This is a genomic window from Pseudocnuella soli (assembly GCF_004347775.1).
Lineage (GTDB): Bacteria > Bacteroidota > Bacteroidia > Chitinophagales > Chitinophagaceae > Flavisolibacter > Flavisolibacter aquaticus.
The window spans coordinates 2,197,823-2,221,905 of record NZ_CP037755.1 but is presented as its reverse complement, the minus strand read 5'-3'; the positions used below and the strand labels follow the sequence as shown (position 1 = coordinate 2,221,905).

The window sequence follows — 24,083 nt, the reverse complement described above, 5'->3', positions numbered from 1 at the left end:
TTTCATGGGGCATTTGTTTACAAATAGCAACACTGTTCCCTTTTTGTTTTACCTTATCACATTCATTTAAAACAACCCATCATATGTCACAGCAAAATCTCCGCTTCGAAACCTTGCAGGTGCATGCAGGCCAGGAGCCCGACCCGGTAACCAAATCGCGGGTGGTGCCCATTTACCAAACTTCTTCTTACGTGTTCGATTCGGCTGAGCATGCTGCCAATCTTTTTGGCCTCCGCGAATTCGGCAACATCTATACCCGCCTGATGAACCCCACCACCGATGTTTTTGAAAAACGCATCGCGGCGCTGGAAGGCGGCGTTGGTGCACTGGCCATGGCATCGGGGCAGTCGGCACAATTCATTGCGTTGCAAAACATTTTGCAGCAAGGCGATAACATCGTTTCATCCTCTTACCTGTATGGTGGTACTTATAACCAATTTAAAGTAACCTTTAAGCGCTTAGGCTTCAACGTTAAATTTGCCGACGGCGATAGCCCTGATGATTTTGCCGCAAAAATCGACGACCGCACCCGGGCACTGTATGTTGAAACCATCGGCAACCCCGGCTTCTCCATTCCCGATTTTGAACGCCTTTCCGAGATCGCACAAAAGGCCGGTATTCCGCTGATTGTTGACAATACTTTTGGTGCAGCAGGCTACCTCTGCCGGCCATTTGATTTTGGTGCCAATGTAATCGTTGAATCGGCTACCAAATGGATCGGCGGACACGGCAACTCTATTGGCGGCATCATTGTAGACGGCGGCAATTTCAACTGGGGCAATGGCAAGTTTGGCTACTTTACCGAACCCGACGAGGCTTACCACGGTATGAAGTTCTGGGAAGTGTTTGGATCGGATGGTCCATTCGGCAACATCGCTTTTATTATTCGTGCACGGGTAACCGGTTTGCGCAGCCTCGGTCCTGCTGTTAGCCCGTTCAACTCCTTCCTGTTTTTGCAGGGCCTCGAAACCCTGAGCCTGCGGGTGCAGCGCACTGTAGACAATGCACTGGCACTGGCCGAATGGCTGCAGGGACGCGACGATGTGGAATATGTAAACTACCCAGGCTTGCCCGGAAATAAATACCACGAGCTGGCTAAAAAATACCTGCGCAATGGCTTTGGCGGCGTGCTTTCGTTTAAAATCAAAGGCGGCAAAGAAGCGGCCGACAAGTTTGTAAACGGCCTGAAGTTGATCAGCCACCTGGCCAATGTAGGCGATGCCAAAACACTCATCATTCACCCGGCTACTACTACCCACGAACAACTCTCCGAAGCCGAACAAAAATCGGCTGGCGTAGAACCCGGTCTGCTGCGCATTTCGCTGGGCATCGAGCATATCGACGACCTGAAAGAAGACATCGAAGCTGCATTTAAAGCCGCAACGGTGAAGCAGGTAAATGGCGTGACGGTTTAAGTATTTTCATAAAACACAAAGGCACAAAAAGTAGAAGGGATCGCAAAGGGCAACCTTGCTGAACCTTATTCTTTTTGTGCCTTTTTATTTACAATTATGCCAATGGTTATTGAAATAATAAAAGGCGATATCACCCGCGTGGAAGTGGATGCCATTGTTAACGCAGCAAACACTTCATTAATGGGCGGCGGTGGCGTAGATGGTGCCATACACCGTGCCGGCGGACCCGCCATTTTGGAAGAATGCCGCAAAATAGTTGCGCGGCAGGGAGGTTGCCCTACGGGTTCGGCAGTGATGACCACTGCGAGCAGGCTGCCTGCGCAATACGTGATTCACACCGTAGGCCCGGTATGGCGTGGTGGTAAAAATGGCGAGCCCCAATTATTGGCGCAATGTTATAGGCATTCGCTGCAACTCGCTGCGGATAACGGTTGCAGGTCCGTTGCATTTCCCAATATCAGCACCGGCGTTTATGGTTATCCCAAGGAAGCCGCTGCGCAAATAGCGGTGCGATCGGTTTTGCATTTTGCAACAACACCCACTACCATTGAGCGGGTGCTGTTTGTTTGTTTCGATGATGAAAATTACCGGCTGTTGCAACAGGAGTTGCAGCGGCAGCAAGGCACACAGCCATAGTTTTTTTACAAAAAATAAACGGCTATGCGCAACCGAAATTCAATACTCAATTAATTGGTGCGCATCCGCAATTGCTGCAATACTTCGGTGAGGCGTGCTTTGTTATTCATATAAGGCGCCAGGTCAAAGATCCGCACATTGCGAAAATCAACCGGGTGGCTTTCCGACTGCAGCGAAATATAACCGCCTTTGATGGGTGCGCCATCGGCATATCCTGCTTTCTTCACCCATGGGTCGCGGCCATCGTATTGCGGGCGGGTAAACGTAAACACGGTATCGCCGTTTACAATATGCTGCACCAGTGAATCGGCAAGCACCAGCGCCTGCGCTTTTACCCACTGCTCGCCATGATATGTTTTGGAAGTGCTGTTGATGCAATGTGGTAAAAACAATTTGTCGTTGACAAAAACATTGGTGCCCGGCGTGCACAGGTTGGCCGTGGTGCGGTTGTTCTTACCATCGCCGCCCAAAAACTGCATCTCCAACGAAATAGGAAAATCCTGGTCCAGCGCCAGTGTGTTGGGCGGCTGGCAATGCAGCATGGCACCACTGTTGCGGGTTGCCCATCCCTCGCCGCCTTTGGCCTGATCGCCTACAAAACGATACTCTACTTCCAGCAGGTATGCAGAATAAGGTTGGTTGAAATAGATGTGGCCATACTGCCTTTTAAAATCATCGTAGCCATCGTAGCGCACCTGCATCATGCCATCGGCTACACGAAATGTTTGTGCATAGTTTTCATTGAGCGGGTGGTCTTTGATCTTGATGGTCCAGTCGGACAAGTCTTTGCCGTTGAACAGGGTTTTCCAACCGTTTTGCGGCAGGCCTTTCCGGGCAGTACAACTAAAAAACAGGGCGCAAACAAGCGTACAATAGAGCATTGCGGAAATGGTCCGGGAGTTGAACATGGCTGCAAATATTGTTTTAGGTGCATTGCCGCGCCACAGGTGTATTAGCGGCGCAGCTATTATTGGCTTAAAGATAAAGGGATGCACGAAGCGGCAAAAAATAAACATGGCAATGCTGCAAAATGAAGCTCGTTTCAAAATCCATTTTGTGCATCGTGGTTATAAATAACGCTAGCAAACTAGCATGCTTATCATCAGCCCTCGAACAATATTTACTCCTTAACTTCCCGCTACAATCATTGCATCCATGAAACAATACTTGCACCAATGCTCATTGCTTTTTTCGTTTATCCTGCTCGCCTTCGCTGCATCGGCTAATGTGCGGCTGCCCGCCATTATCGGCAACCACATGGTGTTGCAGCAATCGGGTATTGTCAACCTCTGGGGTTGGAGCGATGCTTCGGAAAAAATCACCATCCGCACCAGTTGGGATACAACCACATACTCTACAACTGCATCTGCCGAAGCTCGCTGGCAGGTGGCCATCCGCACACCTGCTGCTGGCGGCCCGCACCGCATTACCATTAAAGGCAATAACACCATTGAACTGGAAGATGTAATGATTGGCGAAGTATGGTTGTGCAGCGGGCAAAGCAATATGGAATGGAGCGGCGACAACGGCTTGCCGCAAACGCTTTCCGAAATGCCTAATGCCACCAATAAACAGATCCGCTTTTTTCATGTGCCCCGCACTACATCGCGGCACCCACAGGATGATGTAAAAGCGCAATGGGTGGTGTGCACCCCCGAAGACATGAAGCGGTTCAGCGCCATCGGGTATTTTTTTGGTAAAGAAATAAATGCTGCACTGCAGACGCCGGTAGGCCTCATCAACGCCAGTTGGGGCGGCACACCCGCCGAAGTGTGGACACCCGAACCAACGGTAACTGCAAACGCCGACCTGGCTGCCGCTGCAAAAAAACTAACGCCACAGCAGTGGTGGACAGTGCGGCCCGGTGCTGCATACAACGGTATGATTGCGCCGCTGGCGCCCTACGGCATTGCCGGCGTATTGTGGTACCAGGGCGAATCGAATGTGAGCACGGCCAACACGTACACGCCACTATTTACCGCTATGATCGAACACTGGCGCAAGGCCTTTGGCAGACAGTTCCCGTTTTATTTTGTGCAAATTGCGCCGTACAGCGGCTATGGCAAAGACAATGTGGGCAGCGCTTTGCTGCGCGAAGCACAAACCGCCACGCTGGCCCTGCCCCGCACCGGCATGGTTGTCACTACCGACCTGGTGGATGACATTGCCGACATTCATCCAAAGATGAAAAAAGAAGTGGCGCACCGGTTGGCACAGCTGGCACTGGGCGATGCTTACGGCCAAAAAGTAGCCAACTATCAAAGTCCGCGGTACAGTCATTTCAGCGAAGAAAAGGGCCGGATGCGGATTCATTTTACCGAAGGGGTAGCCAAACTTACCAGCCGCGGTGGCGCACCTAAAGAGTTTTATGTAGCCGGCGAAGACAGGATGTTTTACCCGGCTACCGCCAAAATTGAAGGCAAAACCATCGTGGTTTCGAGCAGGCAGGTAGCCAAACCGGTGGCGGTGCGTTTTGCATTTACCAATGCGCCGCAGCCCAACCTGTACGGCGAAAATGGGCTGCCGGTGGTGCCTTTCCGAACCGATAAATGGAACGATGTACTGACGGTAAAATAATTTCCCGGCCCGCATTTTGAAATCATTGTTAACCGTAAAAAATATAGCTATGGCACAAATAAACCAGATCGGACTCGATACGCAGCAATCCGGGCAACTGTCGGAAAAGCTGAATGTTTTACTGGCAAACCTGCAGGTGTTTTACATCAATGCCCGCGGCTTGCATTGGAACATTACTGGCGACAAGTTTTTTGAACTGCATGTAAAATTTGAAGAACTGTACAACGACCTGCTGCTAAAAGTGGATGAAGTGGCCGAACGTATTTTAACCCTCGGCAATACGCCGGCACATTCGTTTACGCAATACCTGCAGCAGTCGCACATAAAAGAGGCCACCAATATAGCCGATGCAACCACTGCAGTGCAAACCATTGTGGCCAACCTGCAAACCCTGCTTACGGTTGAACGCGACATCCTGCACCTAGCCGGCGAGGCAGGCGATGAAGGCACTTCGGCACTTATGAGCGACTACATCAGGCAACAGGAAAAAATGGTGTGGATGTATGGCGCATTTTTAAAATAACCTGCATCTTTTATTTTTTGCAAAAACCCCGTAACCCGTTGCTGCGGGGTTTTTGTTTGCAGCAAAATGTGCTACCGGAAACGACACCATATTGTTTTGAAACCAGACGCAGTACAAGCCCGGCACAACATTTTTAGCAGGTTTTGAAAAAGAACTTATGGAAGAAAATAAAAACTACCAGCGTACCAGCGGCAATAATGCCAACGGTATTCCTGACGAAAGCAATACAAAGCCCATGGATAGTCGTAAGGATGTGGAACAATCGCCGGATGAAAAAACCGACCAGGATTTTCCGGGTTATCCGCACTACCCCGCTAAAGAAGACGCCATGAACCAGCGCAGCGGTATGGTTCGCGAGGATGTTGATGTAGAAAATATTCCCAATTCAAAAAATATGACCGGTGTAAGCCAGCGTTTTGGATCGGAACAGCAGCCCACACCGGGCAGCGCCGATGGCCCCGGCACCGATGCGCCCCGCGAGCCCAACCAAACCGCTGACGACGAAGACCTGGGCATGAGGCCCGGCACTGAAGCCGATGTATCGGCCGAGGAGCGCCAGACGCTGGAAGATGCAACTTATTACCGCCCAACCAATGACGCCGATAACCTGCGAACTGCCCACCTCGACAACACCGACTTTGACGGTGAGCCCCTGAACGAGGAAAGCTTTGGCAGCACCGTTAGCGGCGCCGGCCTGGATGTGCCTGGTGAAGTGGATGAGACCAATACCGAATCGATGGGCCAGGGCGATGAAGAAAATAAATACTACAGCCTCGGCAGCGACCGCCAGGACCAGAACGAAGAAGACCCGTATTCGGGACCGGACCGGAATAATGGCTTGTGATAGGATTTACGAATGACGATTTACGAGTTACGATTGGGTTGAACGCACAGTGTCCTTCTTCAAAATCGTCATTCGTAAATCGTCAATCGTAAATATCTCCCCTCCTGATTAATATCAGCTTTCCTCTTGCCCCTACTCATCCCGCCCCGGGATCCTTTTGCGCATTTTTGCCCCGAAACGTTAAACCACTTCATCATGAAGATTAACTGGGGCCACCGCATTGCAGGCGTGTACATTTTATTTGTAATTGGCATTTTATACCTCGTTTACCGGGCCAATAATGAAGAGCACGACCTTGTTACCGAAGATTATTACGGCGAAGAGCTGAAATACCAATCCGTTATTGACCAAAAAGACCGCGTAGCACAGCTATCGGCACCGCCAAAAATGGAAGTGTCCGGCGGCAAGCTGCTCGTGAGTTTTCCCACCGAATTTGATGGAACGCTTACCGAAGGCGAGTTGTACCTCTATTGCCCATCCAACCAGGGCAATGACCTGCGGCGCAGCTTTTCGGTAACCAATGGCGCATTTGCCTTGCAACTGCCAACTGCCATCCAGGGTTTGTACGACATTAAACTGACCTGGAAAAGCGGCGGCAAAACCTATTTCCAGGAGCAAAAACAATTCTTTTAGCCATGAAAGCCTTCCAACAAAAAAACATCCTGAAATGGCTGGCGGTGGCTTCGGTTGCAGCCGCATTTGTGGTGCACTTTTCAACTGATTATGCCATTGGCGGCGCCTCTCCTCTTGCGCTGCTGTTGACGGCAACCGGTGCATTGGCCCTGATGAAAAAGGCAGAACTGGTCGCAAGCCTGTTGTTGCTTTTTGCCGGCGGGTCGCTGCTTATTTTTCCGTTTCTAAATGTTGCGCCGCCGGTGTACACATTTCTTTCGCTGCCCATGCTGGTGTTGGGTTTAATCCAATCCATCAGCTGGTGGCAGCAGGAAAACAATTAGCCGATCCATGACCATTCCTGAGATCATATCTGCAGCTTTTGTGATGGGCGCCGTTGGCAGCCTGCACTGCATTGGCATGTGCGGACCGCTTGCGCTGGCACTGCCCATGGGCCACCGCAATGCAGCAGGCAGGGTGGTTGGCGGCGCACTGTACAACCTGGGCCGCATGACCACTTACGCTTTGCTGGGGCTGGTGCTTGGGCTGGCCGGGCAGGCTTTTCTTTCCGGAAAAGCCCAACAAGTATTTTCAATTGTGTTGGGTGCGGGCATTTTGATATACGTACTGGCCCCGGTAAAATGGAAAGGGCTGGCAGGTTTTACCAATGCGGCCAACAAACCGTTTTTGAAATTGCGCGGCGCACTGGCGGCGCTTTTTGGTGCCCGGCACTATGGTGCGCATTACCTGGTTGGTGTACTCAACGGGCTGCTGCCTTGCGGCCTGGTGTACCTGGCCATTACTTCTTCTTTTCTTACCGGTAGCGCAATCAAAGGCAGCCTGTTTATGGCTGCGTTTGGCTTGGGTACTTTCCCAGCTATGCTGGCCGTGGTGTTTTTTGGGAATTATATGAACCAGCAAATGCGCCTACGGTTGCGCAAGGCTGTGCCTGTTTTCCTCTTGCTAATGGGCACGCTGTTGGTGCTGCGGGGTATGAACTTAGGTATTCCGTTTATCAGTCCGCAATTGCCGGAGTTGGCAAAGGCCGGTGCAGCGGCGTGTCATTAATGTACCGTCGATGACGATGTGCTGCTAAGCACAATCTTTCTAAACTTCCCACATTAATACCTGATTTCGCTTCCTATCATCTGTTCTTGCAATCAGTAGAGGTGAGATCGAATAGTAGTATTGTCATGCCGAACTTGTTTCGGCATCTCCTGCATCTTGCAGAGTTTACTACAACACAAGGAGATGCCGAAACAAGTTCGGCATGACAGCGGCTAAGTGAGGCAGTAGGATTTCGTATTCGCAAAGTCGAAACAATAATTATGACCGAATTTTAGCTAATCATCCGACCCTCAAAAAATCACCACAACAAAAAAGCCTCCGCAAATGCGGAGGCTTTTTTGATAGAATCAAAAATTTTATCGTGCTTCGGCCATATCGGGGATGGCTTCTACTTTATATTCACCGGCATCCAGCTTGGCTTTTGTTTCGCTGAAAGCGTGGAGTGTTGCTTCGATATCAGCATCGGTGTGCACCGCGGTAGGGATCAGGCGATAAATGATGTGTCCTTTCGGAATTACCGGGTAAATTACCACCGAAGCGAAAATGCCATAGTTTTCGCGGAGGTCCATGGCCATGGCTGTGGCTTCTTCCACACCGCCCAGCATGTACACCGGTGTAACCATGGTATCGGTTTTACCAATGTCAAAACCACGCTCCTTTAAACCGGCTTGCAGTTTCAGGGCATTGTCCCACAGCTTTTGGCGCAGTTCGGGCATGGTGCGCAGCATTTCCAGGCGCTTCAGGTTGCCGATAACAATCGGCATCGGCAGGCTCTTGGCAAAAATCTGGCTGCGGATGTTGTAGCGGATATAATCGATGATGGTGCGGTCGCCGGCAACAAATGCACCGATCGACGCCATCGATTTGGCAAAAGTGGAAAAATACAGGTCGATGCCGTCCTGCACCCCTTGTGCTTCGCCGGCACCAGCGCCGGTTTCGCCCAAAGTACCAAAGCCATGCGCATCATCCACCAGCAGGCGGAAATCGTACTGATTTTTCAGCGCAACAATTTCTTTCAGTTTGCCCTGGTCACCGGCCATGCCAAACACACCTTCGGTGATCACCAAAATACCGCCGGCATTTTGCTTTGCGATCAGTGCGGTGGCACGCTGCATTTGCTTTTCAAAATCTGCCAGGTCGTTGTGCTTGAACACAAAGCGCTGGCCTACATGCAGGCGCAAACCGTCGATGATGCAGGCGTGGCTTTCGGAGTCGTACACCACCACATCATGGCGGCTGCACAGCGTATCAATGATGGACACCATGCCCTGGTAGCCAAAGTTGAGCAGGGCAGCGTCTTCTTTACTTACAAACTGGGCCAGTTCTTTTTCGAGTTGCTCGTGGTAATTGGAGTTGCCGCTCATCATGCGGGCACCCATGGGGTAAGCCAAACCAAAGTTTTCGGATGCATCGGCATCAGCCTTGCGGATATCGGGGTGGTTGGCCAAACCCAGGTAGTTGTTGAGGCTCCAAACTACAACTTGCTTGCCGCGGAATTGCATGCGGCTGCCGATGTCGCCTTCGAGTTTAGGAAATGCAAAGTAACCATGGGCACGTTCCCGGTGCTGACCCAAAGGGCCGTAGTTTTTCACGAGTCGCTCAAAGATATCTGCCATATAGGGGTAAATTGAAGGTATTTGATGCTGAACAATTGGGGCATGGGCCAAGCCCAGCCGCAAAATTGGCGCAAAAATAAGCAATTGTAGCAGATGTGTTGGTGACCTGCGCCCCTATTTGTGAACATATTGGCCCTCCAGTGGATACCTGTTTTGGTTGCGGCACAACTGTATTGGTTTTAAAAATGGGGTGATAAAAGTTGCATCTGCGTTTAAAAGAAAAGATCAGCAGCGAATCGGGACGATGAACGGAGCGTCGCAGCAGGCGTTGCGTGACGCATTGTTGTTGGTTTACAAAATTGTTAATCTGTTAGGTAAATTTTCAGCCACATCAATTAATCCTTACCAAATGGGGCGCCGGGTGGCAGGTAAGCGGCACAACCGTATTTTTGGGGCCCTAAAATAATTGCCTGATGATCAGCCGCACCCGGTTCATTGCACTTCTTTTATTGTTTTGTTGTACGCTGCCAGCCGCCGCACAAAAACCAAAATTGGTGGTGGGCGTGGTGGTAGACCAAATGCGTTGGGACTACCTGTACCGCTACCAGGACCGCTATATTGCCGATGGCTTTAAACGCTTGCTGCGCGAAGGTTTCAGCTGCGAAAACACGCTGATCCCGTACACGCCAACTTATACCGCCCCCGGCCATACCTGTGTGTACACCGGCTCAGTCCCATCGCTGCACGGCATTGTAGGCAACAACTGGTATAGCCGCGAACTGGGCCGCTCGGTGTATTGCACGGAAGACGATTCGGTACAAACAGTGGGCAGTACATCAACCGCCGGCAAACAATCGCCGCGCAACATGTGGGCTAGTACCATTACCGACGAACTGCGCCTGGCGAATAATTTTACCGGCAAAACCATTGGCATTGCACTGAAAGACCGCGGCGCTATTTTGCCGGCAGGCCACACAGCCAATGCTGCTTACTGGTTTGACAATGCCAGCGGCGGCTTTATCACCAGCACTTTTTATATGCAACAATTGCCGCAATGGGTGCAGCAGTTCAATGCCCGCAAGCTGCCCGACCAATACCTGAAAGGCAACTGGAAAACCTTGTTCCCCATCAACACATACCGCCAAAGCACCGCCGACGATAAGCCTTATGAAGGCCGGCTAAATGGAGAGGACAATGCATTTGACCACATTACTGAATCGCTTACCAATAACCGTTATGATGTGTTCCGGCATACGCCATGGGGCAACAGCTACACTTTTGAAATGGCAAAAGCGGCTATTGAAGGCGAGCAACTGGGCACCGGGAAAGCGACCGATTTCCTGGCCCTTTCGTTTTCGTCACCCGATTATATCGGGCATACATTTGGGCCTAACTCCATTGAAGTGGAAGACACTTACCTCCGCTTTGACCGCGAGTTTGCAACGTTTTTAAAATACCTGGATCAAAAGATCGGCAAAGGGCAATACCTGTTGTTTTTGACGGCTGACCATGGCGTGGCGCATGTGCCGGCTTTTGCACAGGAACATAAAATACCGGGCGGCGTAACCACCGAACGCAACCTACGCCAACGGCTGAACGATGCGCTGCAACAGGAATTCAATACGGCTAACATTGTGCTCACCATTTACAACGACCAAGTGTTTTTGAACAACGATGCGGTGGCAAAAGCTGGCTTGAACCGATCTGCGGTAAAGACTTCCATCATTCGTGAACTGCTGAAAACCGGTGCCGTGTCGAAAGCATTTGACCTGGAAAGCATCAATGCGGCCAACCTGCCCGAAAAACTGCACATGATGGTAGTGAACGGATACAACCAGCGACTAAGCGGCGATGTGCAATACATTTACAAGCCCCAATGGTTTGACGGCGGCACCACAGGTACTACGCATGGTTTGTGGAATCCTTACGACTCCCATATTCCGCTGGTGTGGTTTGGCTGGAACATCAAACCAGGCAAGCTAAACCGTGAAACATACATGACTGATATTGCGCCTACGCTGGCGGCGATGCTGCAGGTACAAATGCCGAACGCCAACATCGGGCATGTAATCACGGAAATTACGTCATCACAGCCCGCAGCGAAATAGATATTGAGCTGAATTTATTGGAAGGCCGCAACGGTAAAAGGTTGCGGACTTTTTTTTTTGCATAATGTGCAAATGACCTTGTGAATTAAAGAAGCTATGGCACAATTGAAATGAGTTGAAAAAAGGTTCGTGTTATTTCTTCTTTGTAAAAGCAGGAGCAACAGTCGGTTGCTTCTCCGGCAGATTTTTCCAATAGCGGCGCGGCATATGCTGTACATGCAGCTTTGTATTTTTCCGGGCGGCTATGTTTACGCTTTTAAAATACTGTTGCCACAGCGCCTGGTACGCTGCTTCGTTTGGCGCATGTGCAGGCGCAATGTTGTGCTCGTCGATCTTATCTTCAAAGGAAATGTCCACTTCAGCTACGGTGCTGCCATCATAGTAAATGCCATACTTGCGGCGGGTGTCGTAAATCATCCAGCGCTGGTCGGCATAACGGGCCTCAAAATGCGGTGATATGATGGGCAGTACGTCATGATCGGGTTCAATGAATGCGCAATACATTCCGTCGGCTGTTTCCTGGAACCGCACAAAAGCTTCCATGCGGTGCTTTTCGCGCCACACCCGCCGTGCAGTTTGCACTACGTACAAAACCGATGCATGCCCCAGGTCGTCTTCCATATTGCCGCCCGATGCAAATGCATAGCGGATATAAGCCAGCAAATGATCTTCGCTTTCGGCTTCTTCCGATAAAAAGGCGCGGTACAGTGCAGTTGTAGCCTCGACCGACAGGATCCGCTCCAGCCCTTTCCATACCCGCTGGCTGTGCGCCTGCTCCATCCGTGCATGGTGCACCGTGGCAAACAGGTTGCCATTGAACCGATGTTCGGGCACAATCTGCGCATCGGTAAACTTGTACTCATACACGTCAAACACGGCACATAAAAACCCATCCCAAGAACCGTCGTAGAGCACTGTTTGCATGGAGTGAGGTTAAATGTTTAATGTCTAAGGTTGAAGGTTTGAGGTTTAGTTTAAATGCAAAATGAACTAGTTGTCAGCAAACAACTTTGAACGTTAAACCTTAAATTTTAAACTACTAAAACAACTGCAGCTGTGGTGAGTGGTTGGGTGCATATTTACTGTGCGATGTTTGCAAAATAAAATTGCGGATCTGTTGCGGCGTATAGTCTTTGCGCTGAAAATCATCCACCCGCATATTGATAAAATACTTGGCCCGGTTGGCGGCGATGTTGAACTTTTTCAAATGCTCCCAATTGAGCTTTCCAAACCTGCGGGCCTTCCATATTTTTTCCGCTGTTTTTACACCAATACCCGGAATGCGCTTGATCACGTTCAAGTCGGCTTTGTTGATGTCAACGGGAAACCGGTCGAGGTGGCGCAAAGCCCAATTCAATTTTGGATCGATCTGCATGTCTAGAAAAGGATCTTCCGGCGAAATCAGTTCATCCACATCAAAATCATAAAAACGCAGCAGCCAGTCGGCCTGGTACAGGCGGTTTTCCCGCACCATCGGCACCGGCGTGCCCAGCGCAGGCAGGCGGTTGTCGTTGGAAATGGGCACATAGCCGGAATAATACACCCGCTTCAAGTCCATCTTTTTATACAACCCATCTGACAGCTTTAAAATCTGCCAGTCGCTTTCTGGCGTCGCCCCAATCACAATCTGTGTGCTTTGCCCTGCCGGCGCAAACAGCGGCGCAGCCTGCAATGCCTTGCGTTCATCGCGGTTGGCTTTAATCCCATTTTGCAGCACCTTCATCGGTTGCACCATTTCCTTGCGGCTTTTATCCGGCGCCAGTAGCTGCAGGCTTTGCTCGGTGGGCACTTCCAGGTTCACACTCAGGCGGTCGGCGTATGAGCCCGCCTCCCTGATCAAATCATCGGAAGCACCGGGTATTGCTTTCAGGTGAATATAACCGTTGAAGTTTTCCTCGGTACGCAGCTTTTTGGCAATGCGCACCAGGCGCTCCATTGTAAAATCGGGGTCTGAAAAAATGCCGGAACTAAGGAACAGTCCTTCGATATAATTGCGCCGGTAAAAATTAATGGTCAGGTCTACCACTTCCTGTACGGTAAATGCGGCCCGCTTGATGTCGTTGCTTTTGCGGCTAACGCAATAGGCACAATCGTAGACGCAATGATTCGTGAGCAGGATTTTCAGCAGCGACACACAGCGGCCATCCTCGGTATAAGCATGACAAATACCCATTCCTTCGGCATTGCCCAACCCGCCATTTTCGTTCTTTCTGTTGCTGCCGCTGCTGGAGCAGGAAACATCATACTTGGCGGCATCGGCCAGTATTGAAAGCTTTTCCAAAACCCGTTTATTCATGCTTTTCGTTGAGGGTCAAAAATACTAAATATTGTAGCAATCAAATCTTAAATGATTACAAACAAACGGGATAAGTAGTTGAGACGCAATATTTTTTGTTTAAGTTTATTTTATATTAAAACAAAATTGTTGAACAATTGGATTTAGGTTTTCATATGCTTTTTTAGGGAACGAATGGAGGCTTAAGTGAGATTGACGTTTATAGATTTTGCAAAAACTGCAGTAGCAAGCGGATAACGAAGTTGGCGCAATTGAAATCCTTCCAGTGTATTAGATTTTCATTATAGCGGAAGTAAAAGATCCCTATGTAATTGCACATGATCATGTCGCTTCGAAAAAACGCATCATGTGCACGCATATTCGTTAATTGTTGCAACATGCAATACAGTGATCACTGCTATTGTACATCGCATAGCAATGGACGCAATGATTAATGAAGGCACAGTTTTATATTTGACCTGATAAACCCTAACCAACATCAGCATGCACTGCAGGCTGAAACAAAACGAAGCGCAAACGTGGAGACAACTTTTTTGCCGATAACCAGCCTTGATCAGATGCAGCAGCTACCGGCGTTTGCCCGCCACCTGCGCGATAATTTTCTCGACGAATTTGTTGCCGCCCAAATTAAATATGCGCAGGTGCTGCAGGTGCCCTTGCTCGATGTGGTGCAGCAGCTGCCCGAAGAAAAAAGAGCCGCTTTTTACCAGCAAACCACCCACGAATATTTAACCCAGTTGGCCGATAACAAAGCTGCTGAACAAATAGAAAACAACCTGCGGCTGTGGAAAGAGAACATGCTGCCGGAAATAGATAAGGAAGCCATTACGGACAGCGATATTACGCTGGTTAATTACCTGCGCAAACAAGCCATGTTGCAGTTTGCACCTGCTTATTGCAGCAGTACCAACCAATTGCTGCAACTGGTACAGGAACTTGATTTTCTTTCCATGAAAACGGAAAGCGCTTCTTTTTCCACTTACCTCGATATCCTCGGCGCCAAGATTGAAGAGCAGGCTTACCTTACCAACAAGATCACCAACACTTCGCCGGGAATTATTTACCTGTTTAACCTGCGGCCTTATTCGGTGTTGTATGCCAACCAAACAGCAGAAACATTCTTTGGTTTTTCCAATAAAGATTTGATCAACATGGGCTCGTCGGTTTTTGAGCAGATCATACACCCCGACGACCTGCCAGCCACCTTTCACTTTTTACGCGAAATCAGCAGCGCACAAGACAGCGAGGTGCGTATCCTCGAATTCAGGATGCGGCAGCGCAATGGCGCTTTTGTGTGGATGCGCAATTACTTCAGCGTTTTCAAAAGGGATGCAGCAGGTGTGCCGTCGGAGATCATTGGCAACATATTAAACATACAAGCGGAAAAAGAGGCAACTTACAAACTGCAAGAAAGCGAAAAGCGCTACCGCCAGGCCGAAGCCCGCACCCATATCGGCCATTACGACTGGGACCTGACATCCGGGCAGGTGTTGTGGTCGGAGGAGTTGTTCCGCATTTACGGCTTGCAGCCCGCCAACCGGCCGATCTTCCTATCGGAGATCAAGGAATTGACCCATCCCGACGACTATCATTTGGTACAAGCCGAAATTCAAAAAGCGCTTACGGATAAGTCCTCATTTTTAAACCACCACCGCATTTGTGCAGCCGACGGCAGTGTTAAAACCGTGCAGGCACAAGGCGAAGTGGTAACTAACGCCGATGGGCAACCGGTAAAAATGGCCGGTACGCTGCAAGATGTAACCAGCCAGCACCGGGTGCAACAGGAGCTGAACGAAAACCAGGCTTTCCTGCGCCGCATTACCGATGCCACGCCTGCCGCTATTGCAGCATACAATGTGCACAACGGCAACAACACATTTATGAGCCAGGGGTTGTATAAACTCCTCGGCTACGATTTGCAGGAAGCCAGCAAAGGCGGCTTTGCATTTATACAACAGCATATTCATCCCGAAGACCTGGAAAGCGTTCGCGAAAAAATTGATTCGTTGCTGGAAGAAGCAAACCGCAATCCGGACCGCAATGATATTGTAGTGGAGGCAACGTACCGCATCCGCCACAGCAATGGCTCTTACCAGTGGTTTCATACTTATGCTACGGTATTCGACCGCAATGCTGAAGGAGCGGTTGAACATGTGCTGCACATTATGCTCGATGTAACCGGACAGCAGGAAGCCTCATTGAAAATTGAGGAACAGGAACAATTCATTCAAAATATTGCCGACGCCTCTCCTACCATTTTGTATGTGTACGATGTGCCCGGCGGCCACTTGGCTTATGTAAACCGCGAGGTGTATTTTGTTTTAGGATACACCCCCGAAGAAATCATCGACATGGGTGCAACGGTTACAGGCCAACTGTATCACCCCGAAGACTATGCGCTTTTGCCAGAACGGCCGCAAAGCGAACGACATATCCAGCAATCCGACCTGATGATCCAATACGAATGCCGCCTGCGGCATAAGTCGGGCGAATGGATTTGGTTCCTGGTGCGGGAAGTGGTGTTTCGGACCGATGACGAAGACCGGCCGATGCAGATCGTTGGCGCGGCGCTGGACATCAGCAAGCGCAAAGACATGGAAAAAACGCTGCTGCAAAACTCGTTTATGCTGGAGCAATCGAATGCCAGCCTTGAGGAATTTGCCTATGTTGCATCGCACGACTTAAAAGAGCCGCTGCGCAAGATTTCCACCTTTGGCGACCGGCTGGCAGCCACACAGGCCGAGCAGCTAAGTCCCGAAGGCAAAATGTTTCTTTCCAAAATCATCGATGCATCGCAACGCATGCAAACCATGATCTCCGACCTGTTGTCGATTTCGATGATTTCGGGCAACCGATCTTACGAACAGTATAGTTTGCAGAAAGTATTGACCGATACATTGCAGACACTTGAGTTTAAAATTGAACAAAAAAATGCGCAGGTACTTTCCGATGGTTTGCCGGAGGCCAGCATCGTCGTATCGCAGTTCAGGCAGTTGTTTCAAAACCTTATTTCAAATTCATTGAAATTTGTGGCCGATGGTGTACAGCCGCAAATACGCATCACACACAGTTACCTGGCACCGGAGGATGTTGCGGCATTTCAACTGGCGCCGGCACCCAGCTATTTAAAAATCGAATTGTCTGACAACGGCATCGGGTTTGAAAAGGAAAATGCAGGTAAAATATTTTTGCTTTTCCAGCGCCTGCACGGCCGTTCCGAATACGAGGGCTCGGGCATTGGGCTTGCCATTTGTAAAAAAATTGTAGAACACCATGGCGGCGTAATCTATGCCCAGGGCGAACTGGGCACTGGTGCCGTATTTACCATCATCCTTCCGGCACATCAGCCGGCGGCCGGTTAGTAACAACGAACAGGAATTAACGATCATCAGAATAGAAAACAGGCATATGAAACCACCACCCAGGATCATTATTGTAGACGACGATGCAGATGACCGCGAGATCATACGTGATGCGTTTGTATCCCGTTATCCCGATCATGATTATATGTTTGTTGAAAACGGCGAACGATTGCTGAAAATGCTGGATGCGTTTACGCCTGCCGAAATGCCTGCGCTGATTCTCATTGACCTGAATATGCCCGGCAAAGACGGCCGCGAGGCACTGAAAGAAATCAAAACCAACGAACGCTTTAGCGCCATTCCAACACTTGTTTTTACCACTTCTTCATCGGCACGCGACCGGCAAAATGCTTATGCCCTCGGCGCCAATTGTTTTATTACCAAACCCGATACATTCAATAAAATGATCGAACTGACCGATGCGATTGCGCGGTTGTGGTTGTAGGGAAGTTGGAAGACCGAAGACGGAAGTCCGAAAATGGGTGCCGCTAATTGCCTCACTTCGGACTTCAGACTTCAGACTACGGACTTCGCACTACTCTGGACCACCCTTTGCATCTCCCCAAATATGGCACAAACAACTTGGCATATTGGGTGCTCGGGGTTTTCGTATAAAGAATGGAAAGACCGGTTTTACCCGAAAGGCTTGCCCGCAGGTAAATGGTTTGAATACTACTGCACGCAGTTCAATACGCTGGAACTGAATGTGACATTTTATCGATTTCCACAACTGGGCATGTTGCAGGGCTGGGACCGCCGTTCACCCGAAGGATTTTTGTTTGCAGCCAAGGCGCCGCGGGTGGTAACGCATTTGAAAAAAATGAAAAACGCCCACACCGAAGTGGATGATTTTTACAAAGTACTGCGTTTGGGCCTGGGCGAAAAATTGGGCGCCGTGCTGTTTCAATTACCTCCCTCATTTGTGTATAGCGAAGAAGCCCTAGAAAACATCATCCAACACATGCGCCACGACTTTGTGAACGTGGTGGAATTCCGCCACGAAAGCTGGTGGCAAAGCGAGGTTTGGGAAACCTTGCAGCACAACAACATCGTGGTATCGGGCACCTCCTACCCTGGCCTGCCTGATGCTTTTCCGCAGGGCCAACCGATCGGCTATTACCGCCTGCATGGTGTGCCGCATTTGTATCATTCACCTTACGCCGATGTATACCTGAAAAAGATCGGTAATCAAATGGCCCAATCAAAAGAGGCGTTTGTGTTTTTTGATAACACGGCATCGGGTGCAGCTATTGATAACGCAAGGTTTATGCAGCAGTGGGCGCAGCAAGGAAATGAACCGCAGTGAAAGGTTTGATTTATCAATAGAGAATTTCTCAACGATATTAGGAGATTGCTTCGGCGCAACAGCAACATCGGAAAGCGTGGTGCTGCCGCGCCTCGCAATGACGAAGCCCGTGGTGGAAACCACGGGCTGTAGGTATGTCTAAACAAAAAATGCACAAGTCTATTAAGGTGGTAACGCTTTAAATTTTGAACTATTGAAGCTTACCTCAACTCTTGACTATCAACTATCATCTATCATCTACCATCCATCATCCCTTAAAAACCCGGTCCCATAAACGTGGTCTTGACGGTTTTGATTTTTTCGCTGCCTTCATACACGCCAATCACCAGTTCAGTTTTGCGGCGGGTGATCTGGTCTTTATCCACTTTTACAAAAAACGGCGCCTGGAAATAAGACTCACCGGGCACAACAATGGGTTTTCCTATCACGGCCACTTCGCCTTTCATGTTCTCCACTTTCAGGGTCATGGGCAGGTCTTTGCGGGTCTTATTGGCCAATTTGATGTTGTATAGATTCGACAGGCGGCCATCGGGCAGCGTTTGAAAAATCTGACCGGAGGTGCGCAGCACGGTTGCATCCACATCATCGCGGCTTACCAGCAAAAACACCAGCACACCCAGCAATGCGGTAAGCACACCGGAGTAACCAGCCAGGCGCCAGTTAAACTTGGTGCGGCGCTTTTGCGCAATATTTTCTTCCGAGTCAAGGCGGATCAAACCCAATGGCTTGTTGATGCGCTCCATGATGGCATCACAGGCATCAATACACGCTGTGCAATTGATGCACTCCAACTGGGTGCCGTTGCGGATATCAATGCCGGTGGGGCAAACACTCACGCAGGCAAAACAATCCACACAGTCGCCCTTGTCTTCAACAGGTGCTACTTTTTTAAGCTTGCCACGTGGTTCGCCCCGAACATAGTCGTAAGCTACCACTATGCTTTTACGATCGAGCAACACACCCTGCAGGCGGCCATAGGGGCATACTACAATACAGGCCTGCTCACGGAACCAATAAAAGACAAAAAAGAAAACAGTGGTAAATCCAAGCAGCGAAACAAACGTGCCGCGGTGCGCTGCAATGCCTTCGCTCACCATCAGCAGCACGCCATCCATACCCACCAGATAAGCCAGCGCAAAATTGGCAATGAGGAATGACAGGGCAAAAAACACGGCTATTTTGGTGGCCCGTTTGCGCAGCTTCATGGCGTTCATCGGCATTTCTTTTAGCCGACGCTGTTCAGCCGAATCGCCATCGATCCAGTATTCAATTTTACGAAAAACCATTTCCATGAACACCGTTTGCGGACAGGCCCAGCCGCACCAAACGCGGCCAAACACCACGGTGAACAGGATCACAAAAACCATGAACGTAAGGAAGCCAATCGCGAAGATGAAAAAGTCTTGCGGCCAAAAGATCTGGCCAAAAAAAATGAATTTCCGCTCCATCACATTGAACAGGAAAAGGGGCTGGCCGGCCACTTTTATAAACGGCAATCCAAAGAAAACAGTGAGGTACACCAACGTGGCAATTTTGCGCATGCGGTGCAGCCTGCCTTTGGGCTTTTTGGGTTGTATGAAATTGCGTTTCCCTTCTTTGGAAATAGTGGCAACAGAATCCCGGAAACTTTGGTCGATGAGCACCTTTTTCTTTTCCGCCAGGTCCAAGGTTTCTTGTGTGTTGTTGTTCATGGTTTTCGTTGTTTGAAGCTTATGGAACGGCTAGGCAACAAAGGAACAAATGAGCAAAAACCTATGGACTGAGTTTGGTCAGTTTGCAACAACAATTGATATGATTTACGTTGGCTGCGTTGTCATCTCTCTTTTGCAATACATCATAAACTGGAGGCGTCATTTGCATATATGACCTAACATCGAAAACATTCACGGGAAGCAGCTACCAACAACAAAGCCCGGCCAAAAAAGACCGGGCTTTGTACTATTCCGTTGTATTTATTTTCCAGTAGCGGCAGTGCTTTCGGCAGCAGGTGCAGCTTCTTCTTTATACTCGTCGCCCTGTGGTGCTTTGCCATTGGGCGGATTGGTGCCACGCAGGGTTTTGATGTATGATGCAATGTTCTTGATCTGTGTGGGAGACAACATTTTTTCCCATGCCTGCATGCCTTTGTCGGGCACACCAAATTTGATGGTCTTAAACACATCGTTGATGCTGCCGCCATGCAGCCAGAAGTCGTCGGTAAGGTTGGGGCCTACACCGCCTTCGCCTTTGGCGCCGTGGCAGGCAATACAGCTTTGTGTATACACTTTGCCACCGTCTTCAATACCTGCAGCATCGGCCATGGTAACAGTTTTTTCGTCCACCATTTCACCGGAATTTTTGCGGTATTCTTCAATCTGTGCAGCAGCCAGCGACATTTCGGTCTTGTATTCTTCTTCGGGTGTCGGGCCCATGTCGAACACATGAAAACGCAGCATGTAAATAACGGCTACAACGATGGTAAAATAGAAACCGGCTTTCCACCAGGGCGGCAGCGAGTTGTCCAGCTCCTGGATGCCATCGTAGTCATGATCGAGCAGGTGGTCTTTTTCTTTTTCTACCGGAATGGCCTTGGTAAAAAACTTGCGGTCGAGGCGGGTCCACATACTTTCACCCGGCACGGCTGCTTCTTCCTGTTTGCCTACCGATGAAATGCGTGCTATTGCCGTAAACAGGAAAAACACCAGGAACAGCAGCGCCGTGGCAACGCCCCAGAAAAAATATCCTTCGTTGGCCGCTGGTGCTTTTTCGGCAGCATCTGCGGCGGCGTCCTGTGCCCAGGCCGGCGCCTGCATCAGCAGGGTAACAATGGCGGCCGCGGCATATTTATTAAACGTTCTCATTTTGATCAGCTAAGTTTTAGGGTTGTGCATTTGTGTTTGCAATCTCACCGCCATCGAGGGGCAGGTGGTTCATATCGGAAACAAAGCCTTTGTCCATCTTTTTTACGTAGTACAAAACGCCTACAAAAAACAGGAAGAAGATCATCAGCGAAATGATGGGATAAATGTCAATGCCGCTGATGGAGGCTGCGTAGCTTTTGATGTATTTGAGCATGTTCGTTGGATTTACGATTTGGGATTTACGATGTACGATTGGGGACTTTTTATTTGACGCTTTTTTATCAATTCGTCAATCCAAAATCGTCGATCGTAAATCCCGCTTCGGTTTATTTCAATTCTGCTGTCTTATTATTGCTGATATCAGTGCCGAGGCGTTGCAGGTAAGCAATCACGGCCAGTATCTCGCGGTCAGCAGGTACGTTGATGTTGTTCTTTTTCAGGTCGGCTGCAATTTCAGCTGCTTGCTTTTGCAGGTCATCATTGGCCTTGTCGGCATAACCTTCAGGATAAGGCACACCCAGCGTTTGCATGGCTTTGATCTTACCGGGTGTAGAAGCCACATCCAATTTCTGATCGATCAGGAACGAATAAGGCGGCATCACCGAACCGGTAGAAATGGCCTGCGGATCATCGAGGTGGTTGTAGTGCCAGGTGTTCGACTTGCGGTTGTTGCCCACACCTGCACGGGCCAAATCCGGACCGGTACGTTTAGAGCCCCACTGGAATGGGAAGTCGTACACAAACTCACCGGCTTTGCTGTATTCGCCATAGCGTTCTGTTTCGGAGCGGAACGGACGGATCATCTGCGAGTGGCAGGTATAGCAACCTTCACGAACGTATATGTCGCGGCCCTGCAGCTCCAGCGGCGTATATGGTTTTACCGAAGCAATGGTGGGTACGTTTGATTTAATCAGGAAGGTGGGGATCATTTCCACGGCGCCGCCAATCAGGATCACCAGCAAAGTGGCTACCAGCAATGGTGTTGGCTTGCGCTCAATCCAGCGGTGCCAGTGTTCGCCTGCGTGTGGTTTTACATTTTTCTCCAAAGCTGGTGCTTCGGCCTGCTCATTGCGCAGCAGCGATCCTTTGCGTGCAGTTTTGTACAGGTTGTACATCATAATGATGGCACCCAGTACAAACAGGGCTCCGCCAAAACTGCGTGTAGCGTAAAACGGCTTCATAAAAGTTACCGTTTCCAGGAACTGGTATTTCAGCTGGCCGCTTGGGGTAAACTGCTTCCACATGGAGGCCTGCATAAACCCGGCAATGTACATGGGAACCGCATAAAACAGGATGCCCAAAGTACCCAGCCAAAAGTGTACGTTGGCCAGTTTTTTAGAGTACAGCTCTGTGCGGAACAGGCGCGGCATCAGCCAGTACAGGATACCGAATGTGAGCATGCCGTTCCAGCCCAGGCCGCCAACGTGTACGTGGGCAATAGTCCAATCGGTGAAGTGCGAAATGGCGTTGATGTTTTTCAGCGACATCATCGGGCCTTCAAACGTGGCCATGCCGTAGGCGGTAACAGCTACCACCATAAACTTCAGGATCACGTCTTCGCGAACCTTATCCCAGGCGCCACGAAGCGTGAGCAGCCCGTTGATCATACCACCCCACGAAGGGAAGATGAGGGTAAACGAAAACACAATGCCCAGCGACTGCGCCCAGTTGGGCAAGGCGGTGTACAGCAGGTGGTGCGGACCGGCCCAGATATAAATAAAGATGAGCGACCAGAAATGGATGATGGAAAGTTTGTAAGAATAAACCGGGCGGTTGGCTGCCTTGGGCAGAAAGTAATACATCAGGCCCAGGTAAGGCGTAGTAAGGAAAAATGCCACCGCGTTGTGGCCGTACCACCACTGCACCAGCGCATCCTGCACACCGGCAAACACGGAGTAGCTTTTGGTAAAACTCACCGGTATGGCCAGCGAGTTGATGATGTGCAGCACGGCTACCGTTACAAACGTGGCGATGTAAAACCAGATGGCTACGTACAGGTGCTGTTCGCGGCGTTTCAGAATGGTGGCAAACATGTTCCAGCCAAACACAACCCAGATCACGGTAATGGCAATATCAATGGGCCATTCCAGCTCGGCATATTCTTTTGAAGAAGTAAGGCCCAGCGGCAGCGTGATGGCTGCAGCTACGATGATGGCCTGCCAGCCCCAAAAGTGAATTTTGCTCAGCTTATCGCTGTACATGCGGGTTTTCAGCAGGCGCTGCAGGGAGTAGTAATATCCCATAAAAATACCGTTGCCCACAAATGCAAAAATCACCGCATTGGTATGCAGCGGACGCAGCCGGCCAAAGTTGAAATAAGGTTGCAGGTTCAACGATTCGGGGAGCACCAGTTGTAGCGCAGCCCACAAACCGGCCAACATGCCTACTACGCCCCAGATGATGGTGGCCCAGGCAAATTTGCTGACAATGGCATTGTCGTAAAAAAACGTTTCCCTCCTGCCGCCGGTGGCAGGCCGGTGCAGTACCTCGGAGGCGAGGTTTTCTTGCTTAATTGTTTCCATTTCTTTGTGATCGGTATTGTTTAGAACTAGGATTGCTTCGATTCGTTGGTGACGCCGTCGTCGAATAACATCCGCACAGATGGGGTGTAATCATCGTCGTACTGGCCTTTTTTAACCGAAAAAATAAAAAGCCATAAAAACCCGCCGGCTACCAGCATGCTTACCACGATCAGGACCACCAGTGCGCTCATGTATTACATTTTATTGCAGGTTCAAAAGTATTTTTAGCCATGGTGGCGGCACCTGACAATTATCAGACAATTGGGTGAAGCTGGTCAAGCCTATTGGCCCGCGCCGCCGTTCCATTGCGGCGTTATTGGTTTTTGGGTAAATGCAGCGCATTCAATAATTTGGAACTTTGGGCTAACTATTAGTTCGTCGCCCAATATTTACCGCCCATATTTTACCGAAATGCGTT

At 49.9% G+C, this 24,083-nt stretch carries 22 protein-coding genes; 13 read left to right on the top strand and 9 right to left on the bottom strand.

Annotated elements, in window-relative coordinates:
* Positions 1–83 precede the first annotated feature (83 nt).
* Positions 84–1,415 carry an O-acetylhomoserine aminocarboxypropyltransferase/cysteine synthase family protein gene (locus tag EPD17_RS09185; RefSeq protein ID WP_132053621.1) on the top strand — a complete coding sequence of 444 codons (1,332 nt, stop codon included), beginning with the start codon at positions 84–86 and terminating at the stop codon, positions 1,413–1,415.
* A 102-nt stretch (positions 1,416–1,517) separates the two neighbouring features.
* On the top strand, positions 1,518–2,051 hold the full coding sequence (locus EPD17_RS09180) for an O-acetyl-ADP-ribose deacetylase (RefSeq protein ID WP_204743385.1): 534 nt from the start codon (positions 1,518–1,520) through the stop codon (positions 2,049–2,051).
* A 50-nt stretch (positions 2,052–2,101) separates the two neighbouring features.
* Here EPD17_RS09180 and EPD17_RS09175 read toward each other — a convergent pair whose 3' ends face one another.
* On the bottom strand, positions 2,102–2,959 hold the full coding sequence (locus EPD17_RS09175; protein ID WP_240040785.1) for a 3-keto-disaccharide hydrolase: 858 nt from the start codon (positions 2,957–2,959) through the stop codon (positions 2,102–2,104).
* Here EPD17_RS09175 and EPD17_RS19965 point away from each other — a divergent pair.
* The 7 genes from EPD17_RS19965 (at position 2,958) to EPD17_RS09145 (ending at position 7,675) form a co-directional block, all read left to right on the top strand.
* Positions 2,958–3,128 carry a hypothetical protein gene (locus EPD17_RS19965; protein ID WP_155523212.1) on the top strand — a complete coding sequence of 57 codons (171 nt, stop codon included), beginning with the start codon at positions 2,958–2,960 and terminating at the stop codon, positions 3,126–3,128. The genes EPD17_RS09175 and EPD17_RS19965 overlap by 2 nt on opposite strands.
* A 78-nt stretch (positions 3,129–3,206) precedes the next feature.
* The gene (locus EPD17_RS09170) at positions 3,207–4,628 is read left to right on the top strand and encodes a sialate O-acetylesterase (RefSeq protein WP_132053617.1); all 1,422 of its coding nucleotides are present in this window, start codon (positions 3,207–3,209) and stop codon (positions 4,626–4,628) included.
* A gap of 49 nt (positions 4,629–4,677) precedes the next feature.
* Positions 4,678–5,151, top strand: coding sequence for a Dps family protein (locus EPD17_RS09165; protein ID WP_132053615.1), 474 nt, complete (start codon positions 4,678–4,680; stop codon positions 5,149–5,151).
* Positions 5,152–5,308: 157 nt separating this feature from the next.
* Positions 5,309–5,995, top strand: coding sequence for a hypothetical protein (locus EPD17_RS09160; RefSeq protein ID WP_132053613.1), 687 nt, complete (start codon positions 5,309–5,311; stop codon positions 5,993–5,995).
* A gap of 195 nt (positions 5,996–6,190) precedes the next feature.
* Positions 6,191–6,628, top strand: a complete 438-nt coding sequence (locus EPD17_RS09155; protein WP_132053611.1) for a FixH family protein — start codon at positions 6,191–6,193, stop codon at positions 6,626–6,628.
* 2 nt (positions 6,629–6,630) lie between these two features.
* Positions 6,631–6,951, top strand: coding sequence for a hypothetical protein (locus EPD17_RS09150; RefSeq protein ID WP_132053609.1), 321 nt, complete (start codon positions 6,631–6,633; stop codon positions 6,949–6,951).
* Positions 6,952–6,958: 7 nt separating this feature from the next.
* The gene (locus EPD17_RS09145) at positions 6,959–7,675 is read left to right on the top strand and encodes a sulfite exporter TauE/SafE family protein (protein WP_132053607.1); all 717 of its coding nucleotides are present in this window, start codon (positions 6,959–6,961) and stop codon (positions 7,673–7,675) included.
* Between the two features lie 356 nt (positions 7,676–8,031).
* Here the strand turns inward: EPD17_RS09145 and EPD17_RS09140 are convergent, their stop codons facing one another.
* A complete protein-coding gene (locus tag EPD17_RS09140) occupies positions 8,032–9,291 on the bottom strand; it encodes an aminotransferase class I/II-fold pyridoxal phosphate-dependent enzyme (protein ID WP_132053605.1) in 1,260 nt (419 codons plus the stop codon).
* 413 nt (positions 9,292–9,704) lie between these two features.
* On the opposite strand from EPD17_RS09140, the gene pafA reads away from it, so the two are divergent.
* On the top strand, positions 9,705–11,339 hold the full coding sequence (gene pafA, locus EPD17_RS09135) for an alkaline phosphatase PafA (protein WP_132053603.1): 1,635 nt from the start codon (positions 9,705–9,707) through the stop codon (positions 11,337–11,339).
* Positions 11,340–11,471: 132 nt separating this feature from the next.
* Here the strand turns inward: pafA and EPD17_RS09130 are convergent, their stop codons facing one another.
* Complete coding sequence (locus tag EPD17_RS09130) at positions 11,472–12,263, bottom strand: TIGR03915 family putative DNA repair protein (protein ID WP_132053601.1); 792 nt, start codon at positions 12,261–12,263, stop codon at positions 11,472–11,474.
* A gap of 115 nt (positions 12,264–12,378) precedes the next feature.
* Positions 12,379–13,635 (bottom strand): putative DNA modification/repair radical SAM protein, encoded by a 1,257-nt coding sequence (locus EPD17_RS09125; protein WP_132053598.1) that lies wholly within the window; start codon positions 13,633–13,635, stop codon positions 12,379–12,381.
* Positions 13,636–14,192: 557 nt separating this feature from the next.
* Between EPD17_RS09125 and EPD17_RS09120 the strand changes: the two genes are divergently transcribed.
* The 3 genes from EPD17_RS09120 (at position 14,193) to EPD17_RS09110 (ending at position 18,303) form a co-directional block, all read left to right on the top strand.
* Positions 14,193–16,997: a PAS domain-containing sensor histidine kinase gene (locus EPD17_RS09120; protein ID WP_132053596.1), complete on the top strand. Its 2,805-nt coding sequence runs from the start codon at positions 14,193–14,195 to the stop codon at positions 16,995–16,997.
* A gap of 46 nt (positions 16,998–17,043) precedes the next feature.
* Positions 17,044–17,442: a response regulator gene (locus EPD17_RS09115; RefSeq protein WP_114236090.1), complete on the top strand. Its 399-nt coding sequence runs from the start codon at positions 17,044–17,046 to the stop codon at positions 17,440–17,442.
* A gap of 123 nt (positions 17,443–17,565) precedes the next feature.
* Positions 17,566–18,303 carry a DUF72 domain-containing protein gene (locus EPD17_RS09110; RefSeq protein ID WP_132053594.1) on the top strand — a complete coding sequence of 246 codons (738 nt, stop codon included), beginning with the start codon at positions 17,566–17,568 and terminating at the stop codon, positions 18,301–18,303.
* A gap of 254 nt (positions 18,304–18,557) precedes the next feature.
* On the opposite strand, the gene ccoG is transcribed toward EPD17_RS09110, so the two are convergent.
* From ccoG to ccoS, 5 genes are all read right to left on the bottom strand, one after another.
* Positions 18,558–19,994, bottom strand: a complete 1,437-nt coding sequence (gene ccoG / locus EPD17_RS09105) for a cytochrome c oxidase accessory protein CcoG (RefSeq protein WP_132053592.1) — start codon at positions 19,992–19,994, stop codon at positions 18,558–18,560.
* Positions 19,995–20,255: 261 nt separating this feature from the next.
* Complete coding sequence (locus tag EPD17_RS09100) at positions 20,256–21,143, bottom strand: cbb3-type cytochrome c oxidase N-terminal domain-containing protein (protein ID WP_132053590.1); 888 nt, start codon at positions 21,141–21,143, stop codon at positions 20,256–20,258.
* Between the two features lie 16 nt (positions 21,144–21,159).
* Positions 21,160–21,357 (bottom strand): ATP synthase subunit B family protein, encoded by a 198-nt coding sequence (locus tag EPD17_RS09095; protein WP_114236094.1) that lies wholly within the window; start codon positions 21,355–21,357, stop codon positions 21,160–21,162.
* A 112-nt stretch (positions 21,358–21,469) separates the two neighbouring features.
* Positions 21,470–23,665: a cytochrome-c oxidase, cbb3-type subunit I gene (gene ccoN, locus EPD17_RS09090; protein ID WP_132053588.1), complete on the bottom strand. Its 2,196-nt coding sequence runs from the start codon at positions 23,663–23,665 to the stop codon at positions 21,470–21,472.
* 26 nt (positions 23,666–23,691) lie between these two features.
* Positions 23,692–23,856 (bottom strand): cbb3-type cytochrome oxidase assembly protein CcoS, encoded by a 165-nt coding sequence (gene ccoS / locus EPD17_RS09085; RefSeq protein WP_132053586.1) that lies wholly within the window; start codon positions 23,854–23,856, stop codon positions 23,692–23,694.
* Between the last annotated feature and the right edge of the window lie 227 nt (positions 23,857–24,083).

Excerpts from the sequence above, each read along its gene's own strand:
- EPD17_RS09185 (WP_132053621.1), top strand. The coding sequence starts at position 84 with ATGTCACAGCAAAATCTCCGCTTCGAAACCTTGCAGGTGCATGCAGGC.
- EPD17_RS09180 (WP_204743385.1), top strand. The coding sequence starts at position 1,518 with ATGGTTATTGAAATAATAAAAGGCGATATCACCCGCGTGGAAGTGGAT.
- EPD17_RS19965 (WP_155523212.1), top strand. The coding sequence starts at position 2,958 with ATGGCTGCAAATATTGTTTTAGGTGCATTGCCGCGCCACAGGTGTATT.
- EPD17_RS09175 (WP_240040785.1), bottom strand. The coding sequence starts at position 2,959 with ATGTTCAACTCCCGGACCATTTCCGCAATGCTCTATTGTACGCTTGTT.
- EPD17_RS09170 (WP_132053617.1), top strand. The coding sequence starts at position 3,207 with ATGAAACAATACTTGCACCAATGCTCATTGCTTTTTTCGTTTATCCTG.
- EPD17_RS09165 (WP_132053615.1), top strand. The coding sequence starts at position 4,678 with ATGGCACAAATAAACCAGATCGGACTCGATACGCAGCAATCCGGGCAA.
- EPD17_RS09160 (WP_132053613.1), top strand. The coding sequence starts at position 5,309 with ATGGAAGAAAATAAAAACTACCAGCGTACCAGCGGCAATAATGCCAAC.
- EPD17_RS09155 (WP_132053611.1), top strand. The coding sequence starts at position 6,191 with ATGAAGATTAACTGGGGCCACCGCATTGCAGGCGTGTACATTTTATTT.
- EPD17_RS09150 (WP_132053609.1), top strand. The coding sequence starts at position 6,631 with ATGAAAGCCTTCCAACAAAAAAACATCCTGAAATGGCTGGCGGTGGCT.
- EPD17_RS09145 (WP_132053607.1), top strand. The coding sequence starts at position 6,959 with ATGACCATTCCTGAGATCATATCTGCAGCTTTTGTGATGGGCGCCGTT.
- EPD17_RS09140 (WP_132053605.1), bottom strand. The coding sequence starts at position 9,291 with ATGGCAGATATCTTTGAGCGACTCGTGAAAAACTACGGCCCTTTGGGT.
- pafA (WP_132053603.1), top strand. The coding sequence starts at position 9,705 with ATGATCAGCCGCACCCGGTTCATTGCACTTCTTTTATTGTTTTGTTGT.
- EPD17_RS09130 (WP_132053601.1), bottom strand. The coding sequence starts at position 12,263 with ATGCAAACAGTGCTCTACGACGGTTCTTGGGATGGGTTTTTATGTGCC.
- EPD17_RS09125 (WP_132053598.1), bottom strand. The coding sequence starts at position 13,635 with ATGAATAAACGGGTTTTGGAAAAGCTTTCAATACTGGCCGATGCCGCC.
- EPD17_RS09120 (WP_132053596.1), top strand. The coding sequence starts at position 14,193 with ATGCAGCAGCTACCGGCGTTTGCCCGCCACCTGCGCGATAATTTTCTC.
- EPD17_RS09115 (WP_114236090.1), top strand. The coding sequence starts at position 17,044 with ATGAAACCACCACCCAGGATCATTATTGTAGACGACGATGCAGATGAC.
- EPD17_RS09110 (WP_132053594.1), top strand. The coding sequence starts at position 17,566 with ATGGCACAAACAACTTGGCATATTGGGTGCTCGGGGTTTTCGTATAAA.
- ccoG (WP_132053592.1), bottom strand. The coding sequence starts at position 19,994 with ATGAACAACAACACACAAGAAACCTTGGACCTGGCGGAAAAGAAAAAG.
- EPD17_RS09100 (WP_132053590.1), bottom strand. The coding sequence starts at position 21,143 with ATGAGAACGTTTAATAAATATGCCGCGGCCGCCATTGTTACCCTGCTG.
- EPD17_RS09095 (WP_114236094.1), bottom strand. The coding sequence starts at position 21,357 with ATGCTCAAATACATCAAAAGCTACGCAGCCTCCATCAGCGGCATTGAC.
- ccoN (WP_132053588.1), bottom strand. The coding sequence starts at position 23,665 with ATGGAAACAATTAAGCAAGAAAACCTCGCCTCCGAGGTACTGCACCGG.
- ccoS (WP_132053586.1), bottom strand. The coding sequence starts at position 23,856 with ATGAGCGCACTGGTGGTCCTGATCGTGGTAAGCATGCTGGTAGCCGGC.